This is a genomic window from Salmonella enterica subsp. diarizonae (assembly GCF_008692785.1).
Lineage (GTDB): Bacteria > Pseudomonadota > Gammaproteobacteria > Enterobacterales > Enterobacteriaceae > Salmonella > Salmonella diarizonae.
Genome location: NZ_VXJV01000003.1, coordinates 251375 through 273442 on the forward strand (window position 1 = coordinate 251375; position 22068 = coordinate 273442).

The 22068-nt window shown below is 51.0% G+C and carries 21 protein-coding genes; 7 read left to right on the forward strand and 14 right to left on the reverse strand.

All coding sequences use genetic code 11. The features are described from left to right. Positions 1-39 precede the first annotated feature (39 nt). The 8 genes from F4V72_RS08155 to F4V72_RS08190 all read right to left on the reverse strand — a co-directional run bounded on the left by F4V72_RS08155 (position 40) and on the right by F4V72_RS08190 (position 7802). Complete coding sequence (locus tag F4V72_RS08155; protein ID WP_053508002.1) at positions 40-1131, reverse strand: glycerol dehydrogenase; 1092 nt, start codon at positions 1129-1131, stop codon at positions 40-42. Positions 1132-1192: 61 nt separating this feature from the next. Beyond that, positions 1193-1480 carry an HPr family phosphocarrier protein gene (locus F4V72_RS08160; RefSeq protein WP_023247804.1) on the reverse strand — a complete coding sequence of 96 codons (288 nt, stop codon included), beginning with the start codon at positions 1478-1480 and terminating at the stop codon, positions 1193-1195. A 2-nt stretch (positions 1481-1482) separates the two neighbouring features. Continuing rightward, a complete protein-coding gene (locus F4V72_RS08165) occupies positions 1483-2655 on the reverse strand; it encodes a mannitol dehydrogenase (RefSeq protein WP_053508001.1) in 1173 nt (390 codons plus the stop codon). Positions 2656-2672: 17 nt separating this feature from the next. Beyond that, the gene (locus F4V72_RS08170) at positions 2673-3371 is read right to left on the reverse strand and encodes a DeoR/GlpR family DNA-binding transcription regulator (RefSeq protein ID WP_023247807.1); all 699 of its coding nucleotides are present in this window, start codon (positions 3369-3371) and stop codon (positions 2673-2675) included. 40 nt (positions 3372-3411) lie between these two features. Then, the gene (locus F4V72_RS08175) at positions 3412-3840 is read right to left on the reverse strand and encodes a PTS sugar transporter subunit IIA (protein WP_023247808.1); all 429 of its coding nucleotides are present in this window, start codon (positions 3838-3840) and stop codon (positions 3412-3414) included. Beyond that, positions 3837-5300 (reverse strand): PTS mannitol transporter subunit IICB, encoded by a 1464-nt coding sequence (locus F4V72_RS08180; protein WP_053529864.1) that lies wholly within the window; start codon positions 5298-5300, stop codon positions 3837-3839. The genes F4V72_RS08175 and F4V72_RS08180 overlap by 4 nt, the downstream gene beginning before the upstream one ends. 30 nt (positions 5301-5330) lie before the next feature. Continuing rightward, positions 5331-6140 (reverse strand): sorbitol-6-phosphate dehydrogenase subunit, encoded by an 810-nt coding sequence (locus F4V72_RS08185; protein ID WP_053507999.1) that lies wholly within the window; start codon positions 6138-6140, stop codon positions 5331-5333. 459 nt (positions 6141-6599) lie between these two features. Then, entirely contained in the window at positions 6600-7802 is a 1203-nt protein-coding gene (locus F4V72_RS08190) for an NAD(P)/FAD-dependent oxidoreductase (protein ID WP_023247811.1), read from the reverse strand. 226 nt (positions 7803-8028) lie between these two features. Here F4V72_RS08190 and F4V72_RS08195 point away from each other — a divergent pair, with 226 nt between their 5' ends. After that, positions 8029-8532, forward strand: a complete 504-nt coding sequence (locus F4V72_RS08195) for an RrF2 family transcriptional regulator (protein WP_023247812.1) — start codon at positions 8029-8031, stop codon at positions 8530-8532. A gap of 77 nt (positions 8533-8609) precedes the next feature. Here the strand turns inward: F4V72_RS08195 and dtpB are convergent, their stop codons facing one another. Together dtpB and uspA are read right to left on the reverse strand one after the other, a co-directional pair. Beyond that, positions 8610-10082, reverse strand: coding sequence for a dipeptide/tripeptide permease DtpB (gene dtpB / locus F4V72_RS08200; protein WP_136057957.1), 1473 nt, complete (start codon positions 10080-10082; stop codon positions 8610-8612). A 317-nt stretch (positions 10083-10399) separates the two neighbouring features. After that, positions 10400-10834 carry a universal stress protein UspA gene (uspA, locus tag F4V72_RS08205; protein ID WP_000323565.1) on the reverse strand — a complete coding sequence of 145 codons (435 nt, stop codon included), beginning with the start codon at positions 10832-10834 and terminating at the stop codon, positions 10400-10402. A gap of 387 nt (positions 10835-11221) precedes the next feature. On the opposite strand from uspA, the gene uspB reads away from it, so the two are divergent. Then, a complete protein-coding gene (uspB, locus tag F4V72_RS08210) occupies positions 11222-11557 on the forward strand; it encodes a universal stress protein UspB (protein ID WP_000626193.1) in 336 nt (111 codons plus the stop codon). A gap of 83 nt (positions 11558-11640) precedes the next feature. On the opposite strand, the gene pitA is transcribed toward uspB, so the two are convergent. Further along, a complete protein-coding gene (pitA, locus tag F4V72_RS08215) occupies positions 11641-13137 on the reverse strand; it encodes an inorganic phosphate transporter PitA (protein ID WP_000902757.1) in 1497 nt (498 codons plus the stop codon). A 230-nt stretch (positions 13138-13367) separates the two neighbouring features. Between pitA and F4V72_RS08220 the strand changes: the two genes are divergently transcribed. The 5 genes from F4V72_RS08220 to F4V72_RS08235 all read left to right on the forward strand — a co-directional run bounded on the left by F4V72_RS08220 (position 13368) and on the right by F4V72_RS08235 (position 19799). Next, positions 13368-14561, forward strand: coding sequence for an NAD(P)/FAD-dependent oxidoreductase (locus tag F4V72_RS08220; protein ID WP_023247814.1), 1194 nt, complete (start codon positions 13368-13370; stop codon positions 14559-14561). 107 nt (positions 14562-14668) lie between these two features. Next, positions 14669-14806: a hypothetical protein gene (locus F4V72_RS24115; RefSeq protein WP_154707684.1), complete on the forward strand. Its 138-nt coding sequence runs from the start codon at positions 14669-14671 to the stop codon at positions 14804-14806. A 63-nt stretch (positions 14807-14869) separates the two neighbouring features. Beyond that, complete coding sequence (locus F4V72_RS08225; protein WP_023247815.1) at positions 14870-15937, forward strand: HlyD family secretion protein; 1068 nt, start codon at positions 14870-14872, stop codon at positions 15935-15937. Continuing rightward, positions 15934-18675, forward strand: coding sequence for a ribosome-associated ATPase/putative transporter RbbA (gene rbbA / locus F4V72_RS08230; RefSeq protein ID WP_064055963.1), 2742 nt, complete (start codon positions 15934-15936; stop codon positions 18673-18675). The genes F4V72_RS08225 and rbbA overlap by 4 nt, the downstream gene beginning before the upstream one ends. Continuing rightward, positions 18675-19799 carry an ABC transporter permease gene (locus tag F4V72_RS08235; protein WP_023247817.1) on the forward strand — a complete coding sequence of 375 codons (1125 nt, stop codon included), beginning with the start codon at positions 18675-18677 and terminating at the stop codon, positions 19797-19799. Before rbbA ends, F4V72_RS08235 begins: the two co-directional genes overlap by 1 nt. A 73-nt stretch (positions 19800-19872) precedes the next feature. Here the strand turns inward: F4V72_RS08235 and nikR are convergent, their stop codons facing one another. The 3 genes from nikR to F4V72_RS08250 all read right to left on the reverse strand — a co-directional run bounded on the left by nikR (position 19873) and on the right by F4V72_RS08250 (position 22045). Next, positions 19873-20274 (reverse strand): nickel-responsive transcriptional regulator NikR, encoded by a 402-nt coding sequence (nikR, locus tag F4V72_RS08240; protein WP_023247818.1) that lies wholly within the window; start codon positions 20272-20274, stop codon positions 19873-19875. A gap of 91 nt (positions 20275-20365) precedes the next feature. Beyond that, a complete protein-coding gene (gene acpT, locus F4V72_RS08245) occupies positions 20366-20944 on the reverse strand; it encodes a 4'-phosphopantetheinyl transferase AcpT (protein WP_053529869.1) in 579 nt (192 codons plus the stop codon). A gap of 51 nt (positions 20945-20995) precedes the next feature. Beyond that, the gene (locus F4V72_RS08250; protein ID WP_023247820.1) at positions 20996-22045 is read right to left on the reverse strand and encodes an AI-2E family transporter; all 1050 of its coding nucleotides are present in this window, start codon (positions 22043-22045) and stop codon (positions 20996-20998) included. Positions 22046-22068: the final 23 nt, after the last annotated feature.

Consider the following 22068-nt stretch of genomic DNA (forward strand, 5'->3'; position numbering starts at 1 on the left):
GCTTACGGGCGTCACGTAAACCTGCAAAGAAGCTTGTTTTTAATAATAACGTCTACCGTATTCATCCGCGGCAATCAATGCTGCAACGATATTTTCAGGTCTAATTTCAAAGGGTTCATTATGCATGGTCTCACCCTGTTGACAGGCTGCTAGTGCGATTTCCATCAAATGTTGAACAGAACGATCGGTTATGCCAATCTCCGCGAGCGTAACAGGCAGTCCGATTTGCCGGTAAAACTGATAGACTCGCCTGATTAGGTCAGGCTCTCTGTCTGTCATCAGTAACATAGCAAGCGTGCCAAAGGCGACTTTTTCTCCATGCCAGAATTTATGCGTTTCTGGTAACACCGTCAGTCCGTTGTGAATTGCGTGAGCAGCAGCGAGACCCCCGCTTTCAAAACCTAGTCCTGAAAGTAATGTATTGGCTTCGATGACGTGTTCAAGAGCCGGAGTGACCTGGTGCATGCGACATGCAGAAACTGCCTGTTCACCATAGGTTAGCAACGTATCGAAGCATAATTTTGCCAGAGCGTAGGCGGACATTGGCCCAGGCCTTCCGGTCATGTTTCCTGCACCTTTAATGCGACAATCTTCCGCTTCGAACCATGTCGCTACGGCATCGCCTATCCCAGAAAGCAGAAAACGCACAGGTGCGTCGGCGATCACTTGAGAATCGACAAAAACCAGCGAAGGGTTATGGGGAATCATCATATAGCGCTTGAACTGACCTTCAGCGGTATAAATCACAACGAGGGAACTGCATGGCGCATCGGTGGAGGCAAGAGTAGGAATAACGATAATCGGAATATTCAATTTGGCGCCAACGGCTTTGGCCGTATCCAGTGTCTTACCGCCTCCGATACCCACAATCATTTCTGCCGAACATGCCTGTGCTGAGGTAGAAATTCTCTCGATCTCTTCATCACAGCATTCGCAATTAAATATTTCAAGTTCAAACGTAACGTTGGGATTCAAGGCTTCGGTAATTTTTCCTCCAATATTTTTGTGAACAATGGGATCCTCAAGAATCATCGCATTTTTACCAAAACGGGCTAATTCATTTCCCAGACATTTCTCAATAGCATTAGCGCCCTGAATATATCTTCCGGGAAATATTGCGGTGGTAATCATAAATATTATCCTTAAGATGATATGAATTGACGCCCATATGAAATAAGCGTCAACTACATATTTATTCTCCTAATCCATTCTCAATTTCGCAGCGTATCTTTTGTAATGCACTTTGTGCATCTTCGCCATGAAAAAGGATGTTGACCTCATGTCCTTTTTTAATACCTAAAGACATTAATGCCATCAGACTTTTAGCGTTAACATAGTTATTGCTTCGAGCAAGATTAGCGATTTTTACAGTACATCTGTATGGTTTTAATGCAGCAACAAAATGTGCGCCTGGGCGTGCGTGAATTCCATGCTCATTTTTAATAACGAAACGAGCACTTAAATTAAGTTCTGTTGTCATAATTAAAGTTGTATGGTTGGAATTAAGTTTTCGGCATCCAGTGCTAAGTATTGATATGCCACATCAAGTGTAACCGGGTGGTCTTTCGGTAACCCTATTACTTTTGCTGCACTCGTCAGCAAACCATTTTGCTGAATAAACCGCTGTAATTTCACTGATGCCTTATCGTCCTCAGCATAATATGCCAGACCACAGGCAATTGCTTTGGTTAACGGTGAATAGTCGAGATCATATTTCAGGCAAAGCTGTACTACCCCCATCAAACGGTCCTGATACGCTAGTTTTCGGATGGGATCGTAAGCGACACGGTGGATGGAGTCTGGAAGCTCATTTTTTGCTTTCGGAAGATATTCAAGATCTTTCAATGCGTCGCGAGTGATTTGCGGATATTCCTTCATTACGGCAGTAATAGTAACATCGTGCACGGCGTTCGCCAGTTTTGCAACAGACGGATCCGCGGAGGCATCAGGAATCGTTTTGTAACCTTTCAGGTGGCCATAGAAAGCGGTGGTGGCGTGGGGACCGTTAATAGTAAAAACTTTAATGTCTTTGAGCATTTCCAGATGTTCACGGGGCTCTAACCATTCAACATCACTAATGTCGTTGTAGAGTGGTGACTGTATTAATAGAGAGGCAACGGCTGTGCTATCAATCTGGGTTGCATAGTGCGTCTGCGCATCCGTGGAACGGCGGACAATAGAATCGCGAACGGCTACGTGAGTATCGAACCAGTTTTGTGCTTCTGAAGAGGGGATGGCATTGCGATACCACGATTCAATATCTTTGATTATATGATTTTTGTTGGTCAGGCAAATTAACGTCATTTTTTTTTCAGGATCGGTCTGGAATTGACGTTCAAAGCATTTACCCAGATAATGTGCTGACTCTTCAAAGTCTTCAGGATAAAGTGGACACATAATAACCGATGACTCAAGGAAGTCGCTCATCACAGAGTACTGATCGTCTGTAGTAAAAGCATTAAAATTAGTGACTTCATGCATAATGATATCATCAGTTCGGAAAACCTGGACGGTATATTTATTTTGTTTGTTTAGAGCATCAATAACTCTCTGATCTTTATCAAGGAATGTAATATTCCAGCCTGCATTATCAAACGTTTCGCCAACGAACCCTTTGCCAAGGCGGCCAGCACCCACAATTAATACACGTTTCATTAGTACACCTCATCATATTATGCGTCCTTGCTCGTGAATATATAATTTATATCCTTGAGAGAGGACACGACGAAATTAGACCTGGTCTCGAGTTTTTCTTCCGTAACAAGAATGGCAACCTCATTTGAGACCTCGGCCATTTTTTGTTTGGTATAACATTCATCCAGACCAGGAAGCGTTACACCGACTTCACTATCAACATGTGCAACGCCCATAAAATAAATGTCTGGGCGGATTGATTCCAGTTCACGAATTGTCTCGGCACCAATTAATACCAAAGAATTTTTGTAGAGTCTGCCACCTAATCCCATAACTTCTATATTCTGATAATCACTGAGTAAGTGTAGAATAGGAATATTGTTAGAAATTACGGTGCATTTTAAATCTTTCGGAATTAATTTTACCAATTCGTAATTCGTTGTCCCTCCATCAATTAAAATAACACTATTTTCTTTGATTAAATGTATCGCCTTTTTGGCAATTTTCACTTTTTCACTAATATTTAAGTCCTGGCGGACATTAAACTCAGTAACCGCAGGCCCTACGCGTATAGCACCACTGTGCACGCGTCTGATTAAACCCTGGCTTGCCAATTCATTTAAGTCGCGCCTAATCGTATCTTCAGAAACTTTTAGGCGCTCACTTAATTTACTGGCTACAATCTTTTTTTCCTTTTCAAGTATCTGTAGAATGATGTCTTGTCTGGCAGCTTTCATCGTAACTTACTCATTTTATTCATAGAATAATGAGTATATCTTACATGTTTAGCACTTGTAAAACCTGTTCTATAGATGTGGCATTACGCAGTGTCTGGACATTATCTTCTTCAATGCAAATTAAGGCGATTTTGTTAAGTAAGTCCATATGCTCGGCTTCTTTTCCTGCAATACCAATGGTTATATATGCAGTATTGCCATCGCCAAAGTCTACCCCATCGGGAAACTGGACTAGTGAGATGCCAGTTTTAATGATTTCACAATCAGAACCATCTGTTCCATGCGGGATGGCTAAACCATTGCCCAGATAAGTTGAAACAATTTCTTCTCTCACTATCATTCTTTTAATGTATTCATCCGTGACATACCCATTTTCCTTAAGGATGTTTCCGGTGATTCGTATAGCGTCAAACTTATCTTTGGCTTGTGCATTGAGAATGATGTTATCAGGCGTGAAAATATTATTCATGCTGTCACCTCTTGCTGATTCATATTATTCTGTGATTTTATGAATGTTACAGTTTCATCATAATCACTTAATTTAATAAAGTTCTTCACAGTCATGAAGACGGTGTCGTCATTTTCACAGCTTAATTTTGCCCGTTCGATAAGACCAGATAAGGTAATGACAATGTCATAATCTTTACCTACTCGGTTTGCGGAATCGTTGATGACGGTAATATAGTCCAGTCCTTCTTCTTTCAACCGTTTACGCAGGACTGACGCGCCCATTGCACTGGAACCCATTCCGGAGTCACATGCGACAAGGATGCTTTGAACCGTTTTTCCTCTGGTTGCTGTCGCCATACTTGTGACTCCTGGAACAAAGTCAGTGACGGACTTAACCTGACGTCCTCCAACTATGACAGGGTTTTCATCTTCATCGTTTTCTGTTCCTGGACTGACTTTAAGCAATAGCCAGCCTAATGTGCATGAGACGAGGAAACCGGCGCTGATGGACACCAGATTCGCAATAATCGCGCTTTTCGGCGTCATCATCGCAATGGCAATTAAGCTACCTGGTGATGCCACGCCGATCAGCCCGCCGCCCATAATCACCTGTAAGAATAAAGAGACAGCAAGCCCGCCCATAGTGGCGAATACCAGTAAAGGGTTGGCCAGCACAAAGGGAAAGTAGACCTCACCAATCCCTGCTATACCGGCAATAAACATGGCCATTGGTGCCGTTTTTTTCGCCCGACCACGACCAAAAAGTGCGATAGCCATTAATGTTCCAAGTAATGGGCCATTATTGGTATCAACGAGGAACATGATCGATTTACCCAGTTCAGGAACCTGAGCAAAGCCAATCGGCGCAAGAATACCGTGATTGACAACATTATTCAGGAAGAGTACTTGAGCAGGGGCCATAAAAACGGAAAGCAAAGGCAGTAGATTATGGCTTGTACACCAGTTCACGCCCGAGGTGATGATGACGATAAGTAAGCGGATTACCGGCCCAACGGTCATATAGGCAAAAATGGCGCAAAGCAACCCGATAATACCGAGACTGAAATTGTTTACGAACATTTCAAATCCCGGTTTAATTTTATGTTGTACTTTTTGGTCGAATCTCTTTAGCAACCATGAAGAAAGGGGACCCATAACCATCGCCCCGCTAATCATCGTAATATTTGAACCGACGATGACGCCCATAGTTGCAAATGCGGCGATAACACCTCCACGTTGGCCATGAATGTTATAGCCTGCTGTATAACCAATGAGTAATGGGAAAAGATAATTCAGAATTGGGCCGACCATCTCACCTAATTTTTCATTAGGGAACCAGCCATTGGGTATAAAGATGGCGGCCATCAGTCCCCATCCTACAAAAGCACCCAGATTCGGCATGACCATGCCGCTCATAACTCCACCAAACTTTCTTATTTTCGCTAACGTAGGGCTATTGGCAATTTGATTGTTCCCCATGGTCGGCTCCATTTGTATGTTGGTTAGTGATTAATGATGTGACTTACCGCCGGTGATATTAATAACTGAACCGGTGATATAGGAGGAATGCTCGGAGACAAGGAAAGAAATTAAGTCTGCAATCTCTTCAAGTTTACCCGGTCGGCCGAGAGGAATTATGCCTTTGTAGTCTTTATGAACATGGTTAGGATCTGTACCTCGCGTGTAAGCAAGCGCACGGAAATTGGCCTCGCTGTTCATTGGCGTGGGTACATTGATTGCTGGCTCAACGCTGACCACGCGAACATTGTAAGGACCCAATTCTTTCGACCACGAAAATGTAAACGCATTGACAGCGGCTTTGGTTGCAGAGTAACAGCTTTGACCACGGGAACCCTGAACACCCGCCTCGGATGTCATATTGATAATCACGCCGGACTGTTGTTCAACCATCTGACGTGCGACAGACTGTGACATCAGGAATACCGCTTTCTGGTTTACATTCACCATAAAGTCGAAGTCATCCTCACTCAACTCGTACTCAGGCTTTTCTTTAAAAACATCGACCAGTAAACGTGGACGACTAACGCCAGCGTTATTGACCAGCCCATCAATATGACCAAATTTCGCAACAACGGACTGGGTTAAGTTTTCAACTTCTTTTTTGTCGGTTACGTCACACTTGATAAAGGTAATATCATCACATTGGCTGAAAGTTTGATTTGGTGATAAGTCGGCATACACGACGGTCGCGCCGTTAGCATGTAAATTTTCAACCATTTTTTCTCCCAACCCCATGCTTCCTCCGGTTACGATCACAACTTTCCCTGACAGATCTAACCACTTCGTTGCTTGATCCATTTTTAACCCTCATTTTGCGGCGTTGATTGACACATGCTGGTACGGGAGCTTTCAGCCGTGCCTGTAGCATGTTTTTTACATGTATGCGTTTTTTTGCGCGTTTATAATTTATGCGCAGAAAAACGCATTGCCTATGACAATCGATTTGATTTGCGAGGCAAGTCACAATGGATATTATTTATTTTATATAAATCAAATGCTTGCATTATTTCATTGTATTTTGCGTAGATGCTGGCATTTCCAGGGTGATTTATAATTAACCGATTCATTAATGCGTTTATATGCTTGTTTTGATTTCGCATGCGCATTTTTTTGCATTTTTCATATGAGATTGTTGGTATGTAAGAAAGCGGCGCTTAAGAAGTTGAGGGAGAAAGAAGAAGGGAGCCTATTCAGATATTCCTTTAAGCACGCCCTGACCGGAGTGGAGTTGCCAGGGCGTGGTATTGTTCAGACAGTTTAAACAAACGGCGCCAGCGGATCGGCAATCGCAAACGCCGCTGCGCGGTCTGCTTTCGGCGGGTAGATCAGCTTGCTGGTGATTGACATCTTGAGTTTCTTCGCTTCGGCGCGCGTCAGTTTTACCTGCTGATCCCACCCTTCGGTATAGACTGCGCCCCAGGCGCCAAGATCCAGACAGGTAACATAGTTTTCCTGACGATATGGCAGAGGAGTCACCTCCAGCAAGCTGGCCGCAGCGTTATTACCGGCGAACTTGCCTAACAGAATCGCGTGCTGGCAGGTCATTAGCGCATGATGGCCTTTGTCGTCGGTCGCGGCATAGGCCACGTCGCCGGTGGCGTAGATATCTTCGTGACCTGGTATCTGAAGTGCGGTATTCACATGCAGACGCCCCTGGCGATCGCGCGGAGCGCCAATCTGCGCCGTCAGGCCATTGGCCTGTACGCCAACTGTCCAGATCACCGTTTGCGATGCAATCGTCCGCCCGTCTTTCAGCGTCACGCCTGCGGCATCCACGCTTTCGACTTCTGCGTTAACGAGCCACTCCACGCCCAGTTCCGCAGAGGCTTCAATGATGACATTACGCAATGCTTCGCTATAGCGTGCGCCCGGCTCTGGGCTACGTTCAACTACGACTACTCTGGTCTTAGCATCGGCGCCGAGGATATCGCACAGGCGACCAGGCAGTTCAAGCGCCATCTCGATGCCCGTAAAACCACCGCCGCAAACGACCACGGTATTACGCGCTTCACTTTCAGCCTGGTAAGCCAGGTCTTTCAGATGTTGTTCCAGAACTGCCGCGCTTTCCAGCTGATCCAGATCGAAAGCATGTGTCTGAGCGCCGGCCACCTGTGAGCGATCTACGTGGCTGCCGCTGGCAAGTACCAGGCGATCGTAGCGGCTTACTCGCGTTTCGCCGCTGGCATCCGTCCAGCTCACCTCTTTTGAGCCCGGGAAGATTTGCCGCACCGTTCCGCGCAGGAAGTTCACGCCGGTGATATCAAACAGCGGCTGAAGCGGCGCGACCAACGTTGTCACCGCGTTTTCATAAAAACGAGGACGCACGCGTAGTTCAGGCTGAGGTGCGATAACGGTGATTTTAATATCCTCGCTTTGATATTTGTCTACCAGACGAGCCGCACTGAGCGCTGCCCACATCCCGGAAAATCCCGCCCCTACGATCAGAATATTTTTATGCATTTTGGTTTCACCTGATGATGACTTATTTACTCGGATTGTATTGGTCCTAGTTAAAAGAGGCAATGTTATTTTGTCCGTGTTTAGTATTTACGTTCGGAGTGTGCGATTATCTATTTGAAAATTAAACACTAAAACTGTATTGCATTATGTGAGATTGCTTCTTGTCTGGCATGGCGATGATGAAAAAGCTAAAATAACTCAGAGTTAATTTGGCTGAGATAAGAGTATGGCTTTCTACAGTTCCGGGGTTGAGTACGGTATCCATAGTCTGATGTGCATGGTGGACAGCAAGGGAGATGCTCGTGAAATGAGCGTTCGCGAGATTGCGGACCTGCAAAGCGTGCCTTATGACTATCTGGCCAAGATTTTTACCCGTCTGTCGAAGGCTGGTCTGGTGCGTAGCATTGAGGGGAAGGGGGGCGGTTTTCAGCTTGCCAAACCTGCCGAGCATATTACGGTGCTCGATGTGGTCAACGCGATAGACGGCGATAAACGGATTTTTGAATGCCGCGAGATTCGCCAGCGGCTGGCGGTATTTGATGCGCAACCGCCCGCGTGGGCTTGCGAAGGGATTTGCGGCGTGCGTTCAGTGATGGATATAGCGCAGCAACGCATGGAAGAGGCGCTGGCGCAGCATACTATTCTCGATCTGGCGCGTAAAATGTATCGTAAAGCGCCGGATACCTTTGTGGTTGAAGTGCAAGCGTGGATCGACGCGCGAAAAGGTTAAGATGCCGATGTATCCGGCCAACAGCCTGGTGCCGCAGGCCGGATAAGACGCTCTGCGCCGCCATCCGGCATTAACAATTATCGGGCATTATCCGGGGTATTAATCATCCGGTTTAGCCACGGCACCATAATGGCCATCACCACGGTGACCGCCAACGTAACCAGACCAATTTTGCTAAAGACGCCGGTATAAATGGGCAGCGTCTGCAATGGATCGGTGATGTTTTCCGGTACGGCGGTGAAGGTCGCCACATAACCGCCGAGCAGGAAGGCGGCGGCCTGGGTCAGGAACCACATTCCCAGAATAAAGCCCATCAGATGCTGCGGCACCAGGGCGGCGACCATTGCCAGTCCCAGCGCGCTAATTAGCAATTCGCCCAGACTCTGGAACAGATACACCAGCACGATAAACCACGGCGACGTCAGTCCTTGCGCATCGGCGAACCACATCCCGGCGGCGGCGGCGGTCAGAAAACCCAGCGCGCAGAGGAACATGCCGAGCGTAAACTTCATCGGCATGGTCAGATCTTTGCCTTTGCTACCCAGTCGGGTGTAAATCGCTGCCAGTACCGGACTGGCGACGACCACCCAGAATGGGTTCAGCGCCTGAAAACTCACTGGATTAATGGTGAATCCAAGAATTTCATGATGAACGTTATTAATCGCAAAGAAGTTCAGCGAGGTAGGCATCTGCGCATACAGAATGTAAAACAGCACGGCTTCAATCATCAGAATAAACGCCACGAACATTTTATTGCGGCCGGTTTTATCCAGACGAAACGCTTCGCGAAAGAAGAAAATAGTGACGACGATAGAAAGGACGATGAGCACCAGATTGGCTATCTTAACATTGTGCATCAGCCAGGCGCAGAGGAAAACCATGACGACGGTGCCGAGTAATACCAGCAGCAAGTTGCGAAAACGTAGCGGTTTATGATCCGGTTCAGAACCGATATTTTTCACCATGCCACGGCAGGCGAAGTACACCAGAAGCGCAACAATTATACCGGCGCCGCACAGATTGTAGGTCACGGCATAGCCAAACTTATCGGCTATCACCGGCGCCAGCGATAGCGATAGCAAAGAACCGATGTTAATCGACATGTAAAACAGGGTGAAAGCGCCATCCAGCCGGGGATCTTTAGGCAGATAGCATTTAGAGAGCAGGCTGGCGGGATTGGCTTTAAATAACCCGTTGCCCACGGCAATCGTGCCCAGCGCGATAAAAATCAGATCGGGATTTAATAGCGACATGCCGGTCATAGAATAGCCAATCGCCAGCACAATCGCGCCCAGGACCAGGGTGCGTTTAGTCCCTAACAGATGGTCGCCAACATAGCCGCCGATGGAGATCAGGCCATAAACCAGCGCCGCAAAAGCGCCAAAGGTAATAAAGGCCTGTTCCTGAGAAAAACCCAATTGTTTAACGAAAAAAACCGCCAGGATGCCCTGGACGCCGTAATAGCCAAATCGTTCCCATAATTCTACAAAAAAGATCATGAAGAATGGACGAGGTTGCTGCAGCAAGCCCGTAGGTGCAGTTGTATTCATATTCCTTCGCCTTTCAATGCCATCCCGAAACGTATGAGCGCGCATATCAAAACGCGCCGAAAAGTCTTACCCTGATATAGACTGCGGCTATTAGCCGGATTAATAGGTTATTATACAAATGATATGCAAACTAATTAGCGGATCACACTAATTATGTTTGGTGTGATGGAATGATGTACTGAGTGCTGCGGAGAGGGGGATAAACAAAACGCCCACATAAGCGGGCGTTGTTGTTGATAGCCGGAATTGGCCTGATGGTTCAGGCCAACCTGATTGACTATAGACCAGATAAGGTCTTAGCCGCCAGCCGGCAAGTATTACTCTTCTTCGTCGCGCAGCGGAACAATCAGCATGTCAACGTGAACGGTGTTGATCAGCTGGCGCGCAGAAGACATCAGTTTGCTCCAGAAGTCCTGGTGATGACCGCAAACGACCAGATCCATATCGTATTTCTTGATGGCGTCAACCAGCACCTGGCCCAAGTCGCCGCTACCGCTCAGGGTTTCAGTGATAGGGTAGCCAGCATTAGTAGACAGCTCGGTCAGCGCGTGGTGGGTTTCTTCGGAGATACGTTTCTGCATATCGCCCAGATTGACGTCAATCAGACCTGTGTACAGGTCAGAATAATTCACGTCAACGTGGATCAGGGAGATTTTCGCGTTGTAGGGGCGCGCCATAGAGACCGCTTTTTCAACCAGAACTTTACTTTCCGGGGAGAGATCAACTGCGATAAGAATGTGTTTATAAGCCATAGTGTTACTCCTTCCATAAGTTGTCGATGACCATTGAGCTACTGGCGTTTCTTATGCCGCCGCGTCACCCGCGTCCTGCGAACTCTATGCGCGGGGCTAGCTCAGCCGTTTACCATAACTATCCTTACATTATAGCGGCCAGGATAATCCGTCAATCTGCCTTGCTTGCCAGTTAGTTAAACAAAATTTTCAGTGAATTGCATTGATAGTGATTAACCTTCTGGTAAAAAAATTAACTGATCTCCTACAATGTGTATAAGAGCCGTTCGAATGCGGAGCGCTAACATGGGCGGCTTTCGTAGTACTCTTTCACTGATTGTCTGGCAGGGTATCGGGGAGCGGTAGTCCCGGAGAGGAACTCCGTGGGCGGGTCGCCGGGGAGGAGATATGATAAGCACCGTCTCACTATTCTGGGCTTTATGTGTCGTTTGCATTGTTAATATGGCGCGCTATTTCTCATCGTTACGCGCACTGTTAGTGGTACTTCGTGGTTGCGATCCTTTGCTCTATCAATATGTCGATGGCGGCGGCTTCTTTACCACGCATGGTCAGCCTAATAAACAGGTGCGCCTGGTATGGTATATCTACGCTCAGCGCTATCGCGATCATCATGATGAAGAATTTATTCGCCGTTGTGAACGCGTCCGCCGTCAGTTTCTGCTGACCAGCGCGTTATGCGGTTTGGTGGTAGTGAGCTTGATTGCGCTCATGATTTGGCACTGAATAAAAAAGCGGGCCAGTTTCCTGACCCGCTCGTGTGAGATAAGCCTCCCGGATAAGCGATAACGCCATCCGGCACAGTCGGCTTAAATAATTTTCAGGGAAAGCCAGTACAGCACGCCGGAAAGAATAATCGCCGCCGGTAACGTAAATACCCAGGCCATCAGAATGCTGGTCACGGTTTTACGCTGCAACCCGCCGCCATCAACGACCATGGTTCCCGCCACTGAAGAGGAGAGTACGTGAGTGGTAGAAACTGGCATACCGGTGTAGCTGGCAAGACCGATAGAGACTGCCGCCGTCATCTGCGCCGACATCCCCTGCGCATACGTCATGCCTTTTTTACCAATTTTCTCGCCGATAGTGGTCGCCACGCGACGCCAGCCTATCATCGTACCAATACCCAGCGCCAACGCCACCGCCATGATGATCCACACCGGCGCATACTCAATGGTACTTAACATATCGGTCTTCAGCTTTTTCAGCAGACGCTGGTCATCGCTGCTTACGCCAGGCAATTTCACGACTTTGTCGGTCGTGTCGGAGATGCACAGCATAATGCGACGCAACTGACTACGCTGTTCAACGCTTAACTTGTCGTAGCTTTCCACGTTTGCCAGCATCCCTTTCGCACGGTTAAGCGCGTTAATGGTGTTAGCCGGATGGCAGTGGAATTCAGCCGGTTCAGTCGCGCCCGGTTCCGGAGACGGAATCAGTTGGTCAACGCCGGTGACGGCTTTCAGCAGGTCAGGACGCTGCTCAAAGTACGTTTCGACATTGTTGATAGCATCGCGCGTACGGGTGATTTCGTAGCTGGAGGCATTCATATTAACCACGAAACCCGCAGGCGCGACGCCAATCAGCACCAGCATGACCAGGCCAATGCCTTTTTGACCATCGTTCGCGCCATGCGAAAACGCCACGCCGATAGCTGAGAGAATCAGCGCGATACGCGTCCAGAACGGCGGCTTTTTCTTGCCGTCTTTCTTTTCACGCTCGGCTGGCGTCAGGTGGATACGGGCGCGTTTCTTAGTGCCGCTCCAGTAGCGACGCAGCAAGAAAATCAGACCGCCAGCGAACACCAGACCGACAATAGGGGAGATGATGAGCGAGCCGAAAATATTGATAACTTTCGGGATGTTAAGCGCATCCACCACTGACGTGCCGGTCATCATCGCATTGGTTAAACCGATGCCGATAATCGCGCCAATCAGCGTGTGGGAACTGGAAGCAGGCAACCCGAAATACCAGGTACCGAGGTTCCAGATAATCGCCGCCAGCAACATGGAAAAGACCATGGCGAGGCCGTGCGCGGAACCCATGTTGAGCAGGAGATCCGTTGGCAGCATATGCACAATGGCATACGCCACGCTGAGACCCCCCAGCAGAACGCCAAAAAAGTTAAACACCGCCGCCATGATAACCGCCAGCTGCGAACGCATCGCGCGGGTGTAAATCACGGTTGCGACTGCATTGGCTGTATCATGGAAGCCGTTAATCGCTTCGTAGAACAGCACAAAAGCCAGAGCAAGCAATAATAAAAGCCCGGTATGTAAATCCAGGCCAGCAAACAAATGTAGCATAGGACGTTACGCCATCTTGAGGACATGAACGCGGCGCATTATCAGTGACTTTGGCGGCGCGGGCAAAGTGAAATATAGACTTTTTTTGATGTGCTTCGTGCTTTGTTTTATGCCACTAAAGAATTATCTTATATATTTCAGACAAATACCATTTTCAGGCGCTTTTCGCGCTGGTGCGACCACTGAGGAAACTTTACAATTCCCGCCCGAATTTGAGAGAGGAAAGTCACGTGGAAAGGTTTGATGCCGTTATTATAGGCGCTGGCGCAGCGGGCATGTTTTGCGCAGCGCAGGCAGGACAGGCGGGTAGCCGCGTGCTGCTCATCGATAATGGCAAGAAGCCAGGACGTAAAATCCTCATGTCCGGCGGTGGGCGCTGCAACTTTACTAATCTTTATGTTGAGCCTGCTGCATATTTGAGCCAGAACCCCCATTTTTGCAAATCAGCGTTAGCCCGTTATACACAGTGGGACTTTATCGATCTGGTCGGCAGATACGGGATAGCCTGGCATGAGAAAACGCTGGGACAGCTTTTTTGCGATGATTCCGCTCAACGCATTGTCGATATGCTGGTTGCCGAGTGCGACAAAGGTGGCGTAACGCTGCGCCTGCGTAGCGAGGTATTGAGTGTCGCACGTGATGAGTCGGGTTTCGTGCTGGCGTTGAACGGCGAGACGGTCGTTACGCAAAAGCTGGTGATCGCCAGCGGCGGCCTGTCGATGCCGGGCCTTGGCGCATCGCCGTTTGGCTATAAAATCGCCGAACAGTTTGGTCTCAAGGTGTTGCCTACTCGCGCCGGGCTGGTGCCCTTTACGCTACATAAGCCGCTGTTAGAACAGCTCCAGACGCTGTCTGGCGTATCTGTTCCCTGCGTGATTACCGCCCGCAATGGCACGGTATTTCGGGAAAACCTGCTTTTTACCCATCGTGGGCTGTCCGGACCCGCCGTTTTACAGATTTCGAGCTACTGGCAACCGGGCGAATTGGTGAGCATTAATTTATTGCCGGACCTCTCGCTGGATGACGTTCTCAATGAACAGCGTAACGCGCACCCGAACCAGAGTCTGAAGAACACGCTGGCGATGCATCTGCCGAAACGGTTGGTAGAGTGTTTACAACAGTTGGGGCAGATCCCGGATGTATCGCTCAGGCAGTTGAACGTCCGTGACCAGCAGGCGCTGGTTGACATGCTTACTGCCTGGCAAGTGCAGCCCAATGGCACCGAAGGCTATCGGACAGCGGAAGTGACGCTGGGCGGCGTGGATACAAACGAACTGTCATCGCGGACCATGGAAGCGCGCCGCGTGCCGGGTCTCTATTTTATCGGCGAAGTGATGGACGTCACCGGCTGGTTGGGCGGCTATAACTTCCAGTGGGCCTGGTCGAGCGCCTGGGCCTGCGCGCAGGATTTGGCAGCAAAATGATAAGTACCATTACAAACAATAAGCGAATAGACATCCCGGACAGAGGTGTTAGTATCGATTTATAGCAGTTATGAGTATGCGTGTTTCATTTACGGCCAGGAACGCTGATGATGACAACATTACTCCCTCTTTTTCGGGTACCTACATCATTCACTCCCTTTGACGGCGAGCGCTTCATCGGCGACTATTCGTCGTCTGGCCCCTTTTTCTTTTTCATTCATATCCCGGATGAAAACCTCCGCTGAACGCGCGTCTGGCGGACTTTGTGACACGCATTGTTGGACAACAGGGATTACGGCGGGTCGATTATGGACAAAATGAAGCGCCATCTGGTGTGGTGGATTGCAGGCATCCTGGTGGTTATTGCCGGCGTCGTAGGGTGGATGCTACGTCCTGCGGGCGTGCCGGAAGGGTTTGCCGCCAGCAACGGCAGAATAGAAGCGACGGAAGTCGATATCGCCACCAAAATCGCTGGTCGTATTGAGACGATACGGGTGAATGAAGGGCAGTTCGTTCGTCAGGGCGAGGTACTGGCGAAAATGGACACTCGCGTATTGCAGGAGCAGCGGCTGGAGGCGATAGCGCAGATTAAAGAGGCCGAGAGCGCGGTTGCCGCCGCCCGCGCCTTGCTGGAGCAACGCCAGAGTGAAATGCGCGCCGCGCAGGCGGTCGTCAAACAGCGGGAAGCTGAGCTGGATTCTGTCTCTAAACGTCACGTGCGTTCCCGTTCGCTGTCGCAGCGTGGCGCGGTATCTGTACAACAGTTAGATGACGATCGCGCGGCGGCGGAAAGCGCGCGCGCCGCCCTGGAGTCCGCCAAAGCGCAGGTATCGGCGGCAAAAGCGGCGATTGAGGCGGCGCACACCAATATTATCCAGGCGCAAACACGCGTGGAGGCGGCGCAGGCGACCGAGCGGCGTATTGTCGCCGACATTGACGACAGCGAATTAAAAGCGCCGCGCGACGGGCGCGTGCAGTACCGCGTTGCTGAGCCGGGCGAAGTGTTATCGGCTGGCGGCCGGGTGTTGAACATGGTCGATCTCAGCGATGTTTATATGACATTTTTCCTGCCGACCGAACAGGCGGGGTTGTTGAAGATCGGCGGCGAAGCGCGTCTGGTGCTTGATGCCGCGCCCGATCTCCGTATACCGGCAACGATCAGTTTTGTCGCCAGCGTGGCGCAGTTCACCCCCAAAACTGTGGAAACCCACGATGAACGGTTGAAGCTGATGTTCCGGGTGAAGGCGCGTATTCCGCCAGAGCTGTTGCGACAGCATCTGGAATATGTCAAAACCGGTTTGCCGGGAATGGCCTGGGTCCGTCTGGACGAGCGCGTGCCCTGGCCTGACTCTCTAAGCGTGAGGTTGTCGCAATGACGTCGCTGACGCTGGTGCCTGTTCCTCCCGTGGCGCAGCTTGAGGGGGTGAGCCAGCATTACGGAAAAACGGTCGCGCTGAACAATATCACGCTGGACATTCCCGCCCGTCGTATGGTCGGGCTGATTGGTCCGGACGGGGTGGGTAAGTCGAGTCTACTGTCGCTGATTTCTGGCGCGCGGGTGATTGAACAAGGGAACGTTATCGTCCTGGGCGGTGATATGCGCAATGCGAAACATCGCCGCGACGTCTGTCCGCGCATCGCCTGGATGCCGCAGGGACTGGGGAAAAACCTTTATCACACGCTATCGGTCTATGAGAACGTCGATTTTTTCGCTCGTCTCTTTGGCCATGACAAAGCTGAACGCGAAGCGCGTATTACCGAGCTGCTGAACAGTACCGGCCTGGCGCCGTTTCGTGACCGGCCTGCCGGGAAGCTGTCCGGTGGGATGAAACAAAAGCTGGGGCTGTGCTGTGCGCTGATTCATGACCCGGAATTACTGATTCTTGATGAGCCTACCACCGGCGTGGACCCGCTTTCCCGCGCCCAGTTCTGGGACTTAATCGACAGTATCCGCCAACGGCAGACCAATATGAGCGTGTTGGTCGCAACGGCCTATATGGAAGAGGCGGAGCGTTTTGACTGGCTGGTGGCGATGAATGCGGGCGAGATACTGGCAACCGGCAGCGCGCAGCAACTGCGGGAAAAAACCCATAGCGCGACGCTGGAACAGGCGTTTATCGCCCTGTTGCCAGAAGCGCAGCGCCAGGCGCATAAGCCGGTGGTAATCCCGCCTTACCGCGCTGAGCAACAAGAGATTGCGATTGAAGCGCGGGATCTGACCATGCGTTTCGGTCATTTCGTCGCGGTTGACCATGTTAATTTCCGCATTCCGCGCGGCGAGATTTTTGGCTTCCTCGGTTCGAACGGTTGCGGCAAATCGACCACCATGAAAATGCTGACTGGTCTGCTTCCCGCCAGCGAAGGCCAGGCCTGGCTATTTGGTCAGCCGGTGGACCCGAATGACATCGACACCCGTCGCCGGGTCGGATATATGTCGCAGGCTTTTTCGCTCTATAACGAACTCACCGTGCGGCAGAATCTGGAACTTCATGCCCGCCTGTTTCATATTCCGCCAGCGGAGATCCCGGCGCGTGTCGCGCAGATGAGCGAACGCTTTATGCTAACGGAGGTGGAAGATACGCTCCCCGCGTCGTTGCCGCTCGGTATCCGCCAGCGTTTATCGCTGGCGGTAGCGGTGATCCATCGCCCGGAAATGCTGATTCTTGATGAGCCAACGTCCGGCGTTGATCCGGTCGCCAGGGATATGTTCTGGCAGCTTATGGTCGATCTTTCGCGTCAGGATAAGGTGACGATTTTTATCTCGACCCATTTTATGAACGAAGCGGAGCGCTGCGACCGGATGTCGTTAATGCACGCCGGTAAAGTGCTCGCCAGCGGGACGCCGCAAGAACTGGTGCAACAGCGAGGCGCGGCCAATCTGGAAGCGGCGTTTATTTCCTGGCTACAGGAAGCCGCGGGAGCGACACCTGAAACCACAATACCGCCATCCCAGATGCCCGCCGCGTCAGATAAACCGTCGCGGCAGGGATTGAGCTTCCGGCGTTTGTTCAGCTACAGTCGCCGCGAAGCGCTGGAGCTACGCCGTGATCCGGTACGCTCGACGCTGGCGCTGCTGGGAACGGTAATTCTGATGCTGATTATGGGCTATGGCATCAGTATGGACGTGGAAAACCTGCGTTTTGCCGTACTCGATCGCGATCAAACCGTCAGTAGCCAGGCGTGGTCGCTCAATCTGGCAGGGTCCCGCTACTTTATCGAACAGCCGCCGCTCGCCAGCTATGACGAGCTTGACCGGCGGATGCGTGCGGGAGAGCTGGCGGTAGCCATTGAGATCCCGCCTAATTTTGGCCGCGATATTGCTCGCGGTACGCCAGCGCAGATTGGCGTCTGGGTGGATGGCGCCATGCCCAGCCGCGCCGAGACGGTGAAGGGGTACGTTCAGGCGATGCACCAAAGCTGGCTGCAGGAAGCGGCTAGCCGTCAGCCGAACCCGGTTAAACAGGCCGGGCTGCTCAACATTGAAACGCGCTATCGCTATAATCCGGATGTGAAAAGCCTGCCCGCTATCGTTCCGGCGGTCATTCCGCTGCTGCTCATGATGATCCCGTCAATGCTTAGCGCCCTGAGCGTGGTGCGGGAGAAAGAGCTGGGGTCGATGATTAATCTGTACGTAACGCCGACGACGCGCAGCGAATTTTTGCTGGGTAAACAACTGCCGTATATCGCGCTGGGTATGCTGAACTTCTTGTTACTGTGCGCGCTGTCGGTCTTTGTATTCGGCGTGCCGCTGAAAGGCAGCTTTCTCACGCTTACCCTGGCGGCGCTGCTTTACGTCATCATCGCCACCGGTCTGGGGCTGCTGATCTCCACTTTTATGAAGAGCCAAATTGCCGCTATTTTTGGGACGTCGATTATTACCCTCATTCCGGCAACACAATTTTCCGGCATGATCGATCCGGTAGCCTCGCTGGAGGGGCCGGGAAGATGGATCGGCGAGATCTACCCGACCAGCCATTTTCTGACGATCGCGCGTGGGACGTTTTCCAAAGCACTGGATCTGTCCGATCTTTGGCCCTTATTTATGCCGCTACTGATTGCTGTCCCGGTGGTAATGGGTCTGAGCATTCTGCTGCTGAAAAAACAGGAGGGGTAATGCGCGGATTACGTAATATTTATAACCTCGGCGTCAAAGAACTGCGCAGTCTGCTGGGCGACAAAGCGATGCTGGCGCTGATCGTCTTCGCCTTTACGATTTCGGTTTACTCCTCCGCTACCGTCCTGCCCGGTTCGTTGCATCTTGCCCCTATCGCCATCGCCGATATGGATCAGTCGCAGTTGTCGAACCGTATTGTGAATAGTTTTTACCGCCCGTGGTTTCTGCCGCCGGAGATGATTACGGCAACGGAAATGGATGCCGGACTGGATGCCGGACGCTATACCTTCGCGGTTAATATTCCGCCGAATTTCCAGCGTGATGTGCTGGCCGGACGTCAGCCTGATATTCAGGTTAACGTCGATGCGACGCGCATGAGCCAGGCGTTTACCGGCAACAGTTATATCCAGAATATTATTAGCGGCGAGGTCAACAGCTTTGTGGCGCGCTATCGGGATAATAGCGTCCAGCCTGTGTCGCTGGAGATTCGGATGCGCTTTAACCCGAATCTGGACCCGGCGTGGTTTGGCGGCGTGATGGCGATTATCAACAACATTACCATGCTGGCGATAGTGCTGACCGGATCGGCGCTGATCCGCGAGCGAGAACACGGCACGGTTGAGCATCTGTTGGTGATGCCGGTTACGCCCTTTGAGATCATGATGGCGAAGGTATGGTCAATGGGGTTGGTCGTGCTGGTGGTTTCCGGTTTGTCTTTGATGCTGATGGTGAAAGGCGTACTTGGCGTACCGATTGAAGGATCGATCCCATTGTTTATGTTGGGCGTGGCGCTGAGCCTGTTCGCCACCACTTCAATAGGGATTTTTATGGGCACTGTCGCCCGTTCGATGCCGCAACTAGGGTTATTAATGATTCTGGTGCTGTTGCCGCTACAAATGCTTTCCGGCGGCTCCACGCCGCGCGAAAGTATGCCGCAGGCGGTGCAGGATATTATGCTGACCATGCCAACGACACATTTTGTCAGCCTTGCCCAGGCCATTCTTTATCGCGGCGCAGGTTTGAGTATCGTCTGGCCGCAGTTCCTGACCCTGCTGGCGATAGGCGGCGTGTTCTTCCTGATAGCGCTATTACGCTTCAGAAAAACGATTGGCACGATGGCATAACTCTCTTATCCGGCCTACAGACGTGCGGACGTAGGCCGGGCAAGCGAAGCGCTCCCGGCAAGGCGCTGAGGCGTTAGTCTTCTTTCGGCAAACACTGTAAGTGGCCGTGGCGCACGCCGCGCTGGGAGATAACATCATCGGCAAAATGCTGTACGTCGCCCATATCGCCTTTCAGAACGGCGATCTCCAGACAGTCATCGTGGTTGATATGGACGTGCAGCGTGGCGACGGATAAATCATGATGATGATGCTGGGTGGAGACGATGCGGCTGGCTAAATCCCGTTTCTCATGTTCATAAACATACGAAAGTACCGCGAAACCCTGCGTACCGTGTTCCTGGGTGACCTCCTGCGCCAGAGCGCCGCGCAGAATATCGCGGATCGCTTCGGAGCGGTTATTATAGCCGCGTCGCTGGCTCAGGCTGTCCAGCGTTTCCAGTAAATCGTCATCGAGGGTGATGGTGACACGTTGCATCTGACTTAAACCTTTTGGTATGGCGCGTCGGCGCATGGAAAGCTCCGCATTTTGTAACACACGTCCGGCGCCAGAGGGAAAAATTAATGTGTCATTGCGCTTTCGTTATCGTCTGCGAAGTCAGCGTAAAAGGCGTGGGGGTGCAGACTGCCAGGCTGAGCGTATCGAGCTGACACTGGCTGACCGACAACGCAAAGGGCAATGTGCTGTCCACGCTGACGATTTGCCAGGCGCTGCCGCCGCGTTGTTTCACGATGGCTTCTTTACGCGTCCAGATACGCCAGAATGCCGCCAGTTGTCGCTCCGGACGTTCCGCTTCCATTTCAGCATGTTCGCCGAGACTGAATACCGCATTTGCCAGCGAACGCCAGTTATCGCGCGGACGAATCACTTCAATATCGCAGCCGACTTCACCTTCATCGCTAAGCAACAGAGCAATAGTGTCGCCGCTATGGCTGAGGTTAAACCACAGCGGCGTTCCGGCGGAAAAAGCTGGTTTGCCCTGTTCGCCATACACCATCTCCGGTAGCGGCGAGAGCGCACGGGAAAGCAGCACGCGCCCGGCCAGCCAGCTTGCCCGGCGAACGCCCTGCGGCGCCTGGGCGATTAACGCGTCGGGCAATTGACCTGCGCTTAATGTGGACACTTTTCCCAGAACGATCTGGTACATATCAGGACCAACGTTGCATATAAAGAGGAGGTGATTGTAGCATCTGTCGCCTCATCCCGGTAAACGGCTTTTCGGTCGGCCTGGCCCCAGTAAGATTGCCAGTTTGCTGCCGCCTTTAGTGGTTTCCATCCAGATTTTGCAAACGCTGGTCAAGGGAACGGACAATAGCATCCCTACCGGGCCTAATAGCCATCCCCAGACCAGTAACGAGAGAAATACCACCAGCGTGGACATTCCCAGACGATGACCCATCATGCGTGGCTCCATAATGTTGCCAATCACCATATGGACCACCAAAAAGAGCGCGCCGACCAGTACGCATTCGTAAAAGCCGTTAAATAACAGCGCCTGAATCATGGGCGGAACGGCGGAAATCACCGAGCCGATATTAGGAACGTAATTAAGCAAAAAGGCCAGTACGCCCCACATTAGCGCAAACTGAATATCCATTAACGCCAGCCCCAGCCAGATAATCGCGCCCGTCCACAGACTGAGCAGCGTTTTCAGCGCCAGATAATGCGAGACGCCTTTCAGGGCGCGGTGCAGGCCGGCAATATGGATTTGTGGATTGTTAAGCGCAAAACGTAATTTATAAGGCACATGGCGTACCTCAAACAGCATAAAAACCACGGTCATCACCAGCAGCACAATGCTTGCCATCGCGCCCGATACACCGGTCATTAATGTCGTGGTGAAGAGCATAATTTTATCGGAATCCATCCCGCGGAGCATACGTTCCGGCGACATATGTAAATTCAGAAAGGGCATTAACTCCTGAAGGTGTAAGACTTTACGCGTCAGTTCCTTACTGTATTTAGGCAGCATGGCGATAAATTCATTAAGCGATGCGGCAAGCACGCCCACCAGCGCGGTAAGCACAATCAGCATGACGACCACCACGATAGTAATCGCCAGCGGTCGCTTCACGCCCCGGCGAATAAACCAGGTCACTAAAGGATTAAGAACGATGGCGAAAAAGAGCGCCAGCAAGAGTTGTACAATAATATCCGCCGCGGCATGAATCCCGGCGAGAATGACGACCAGGGAGGCCAGTTTCAGCAGAATATGCATACCCGTTTTGTCGGGCTGAGCGGTTACCATGAAGTTTTCCTTGTTGTGTTTTT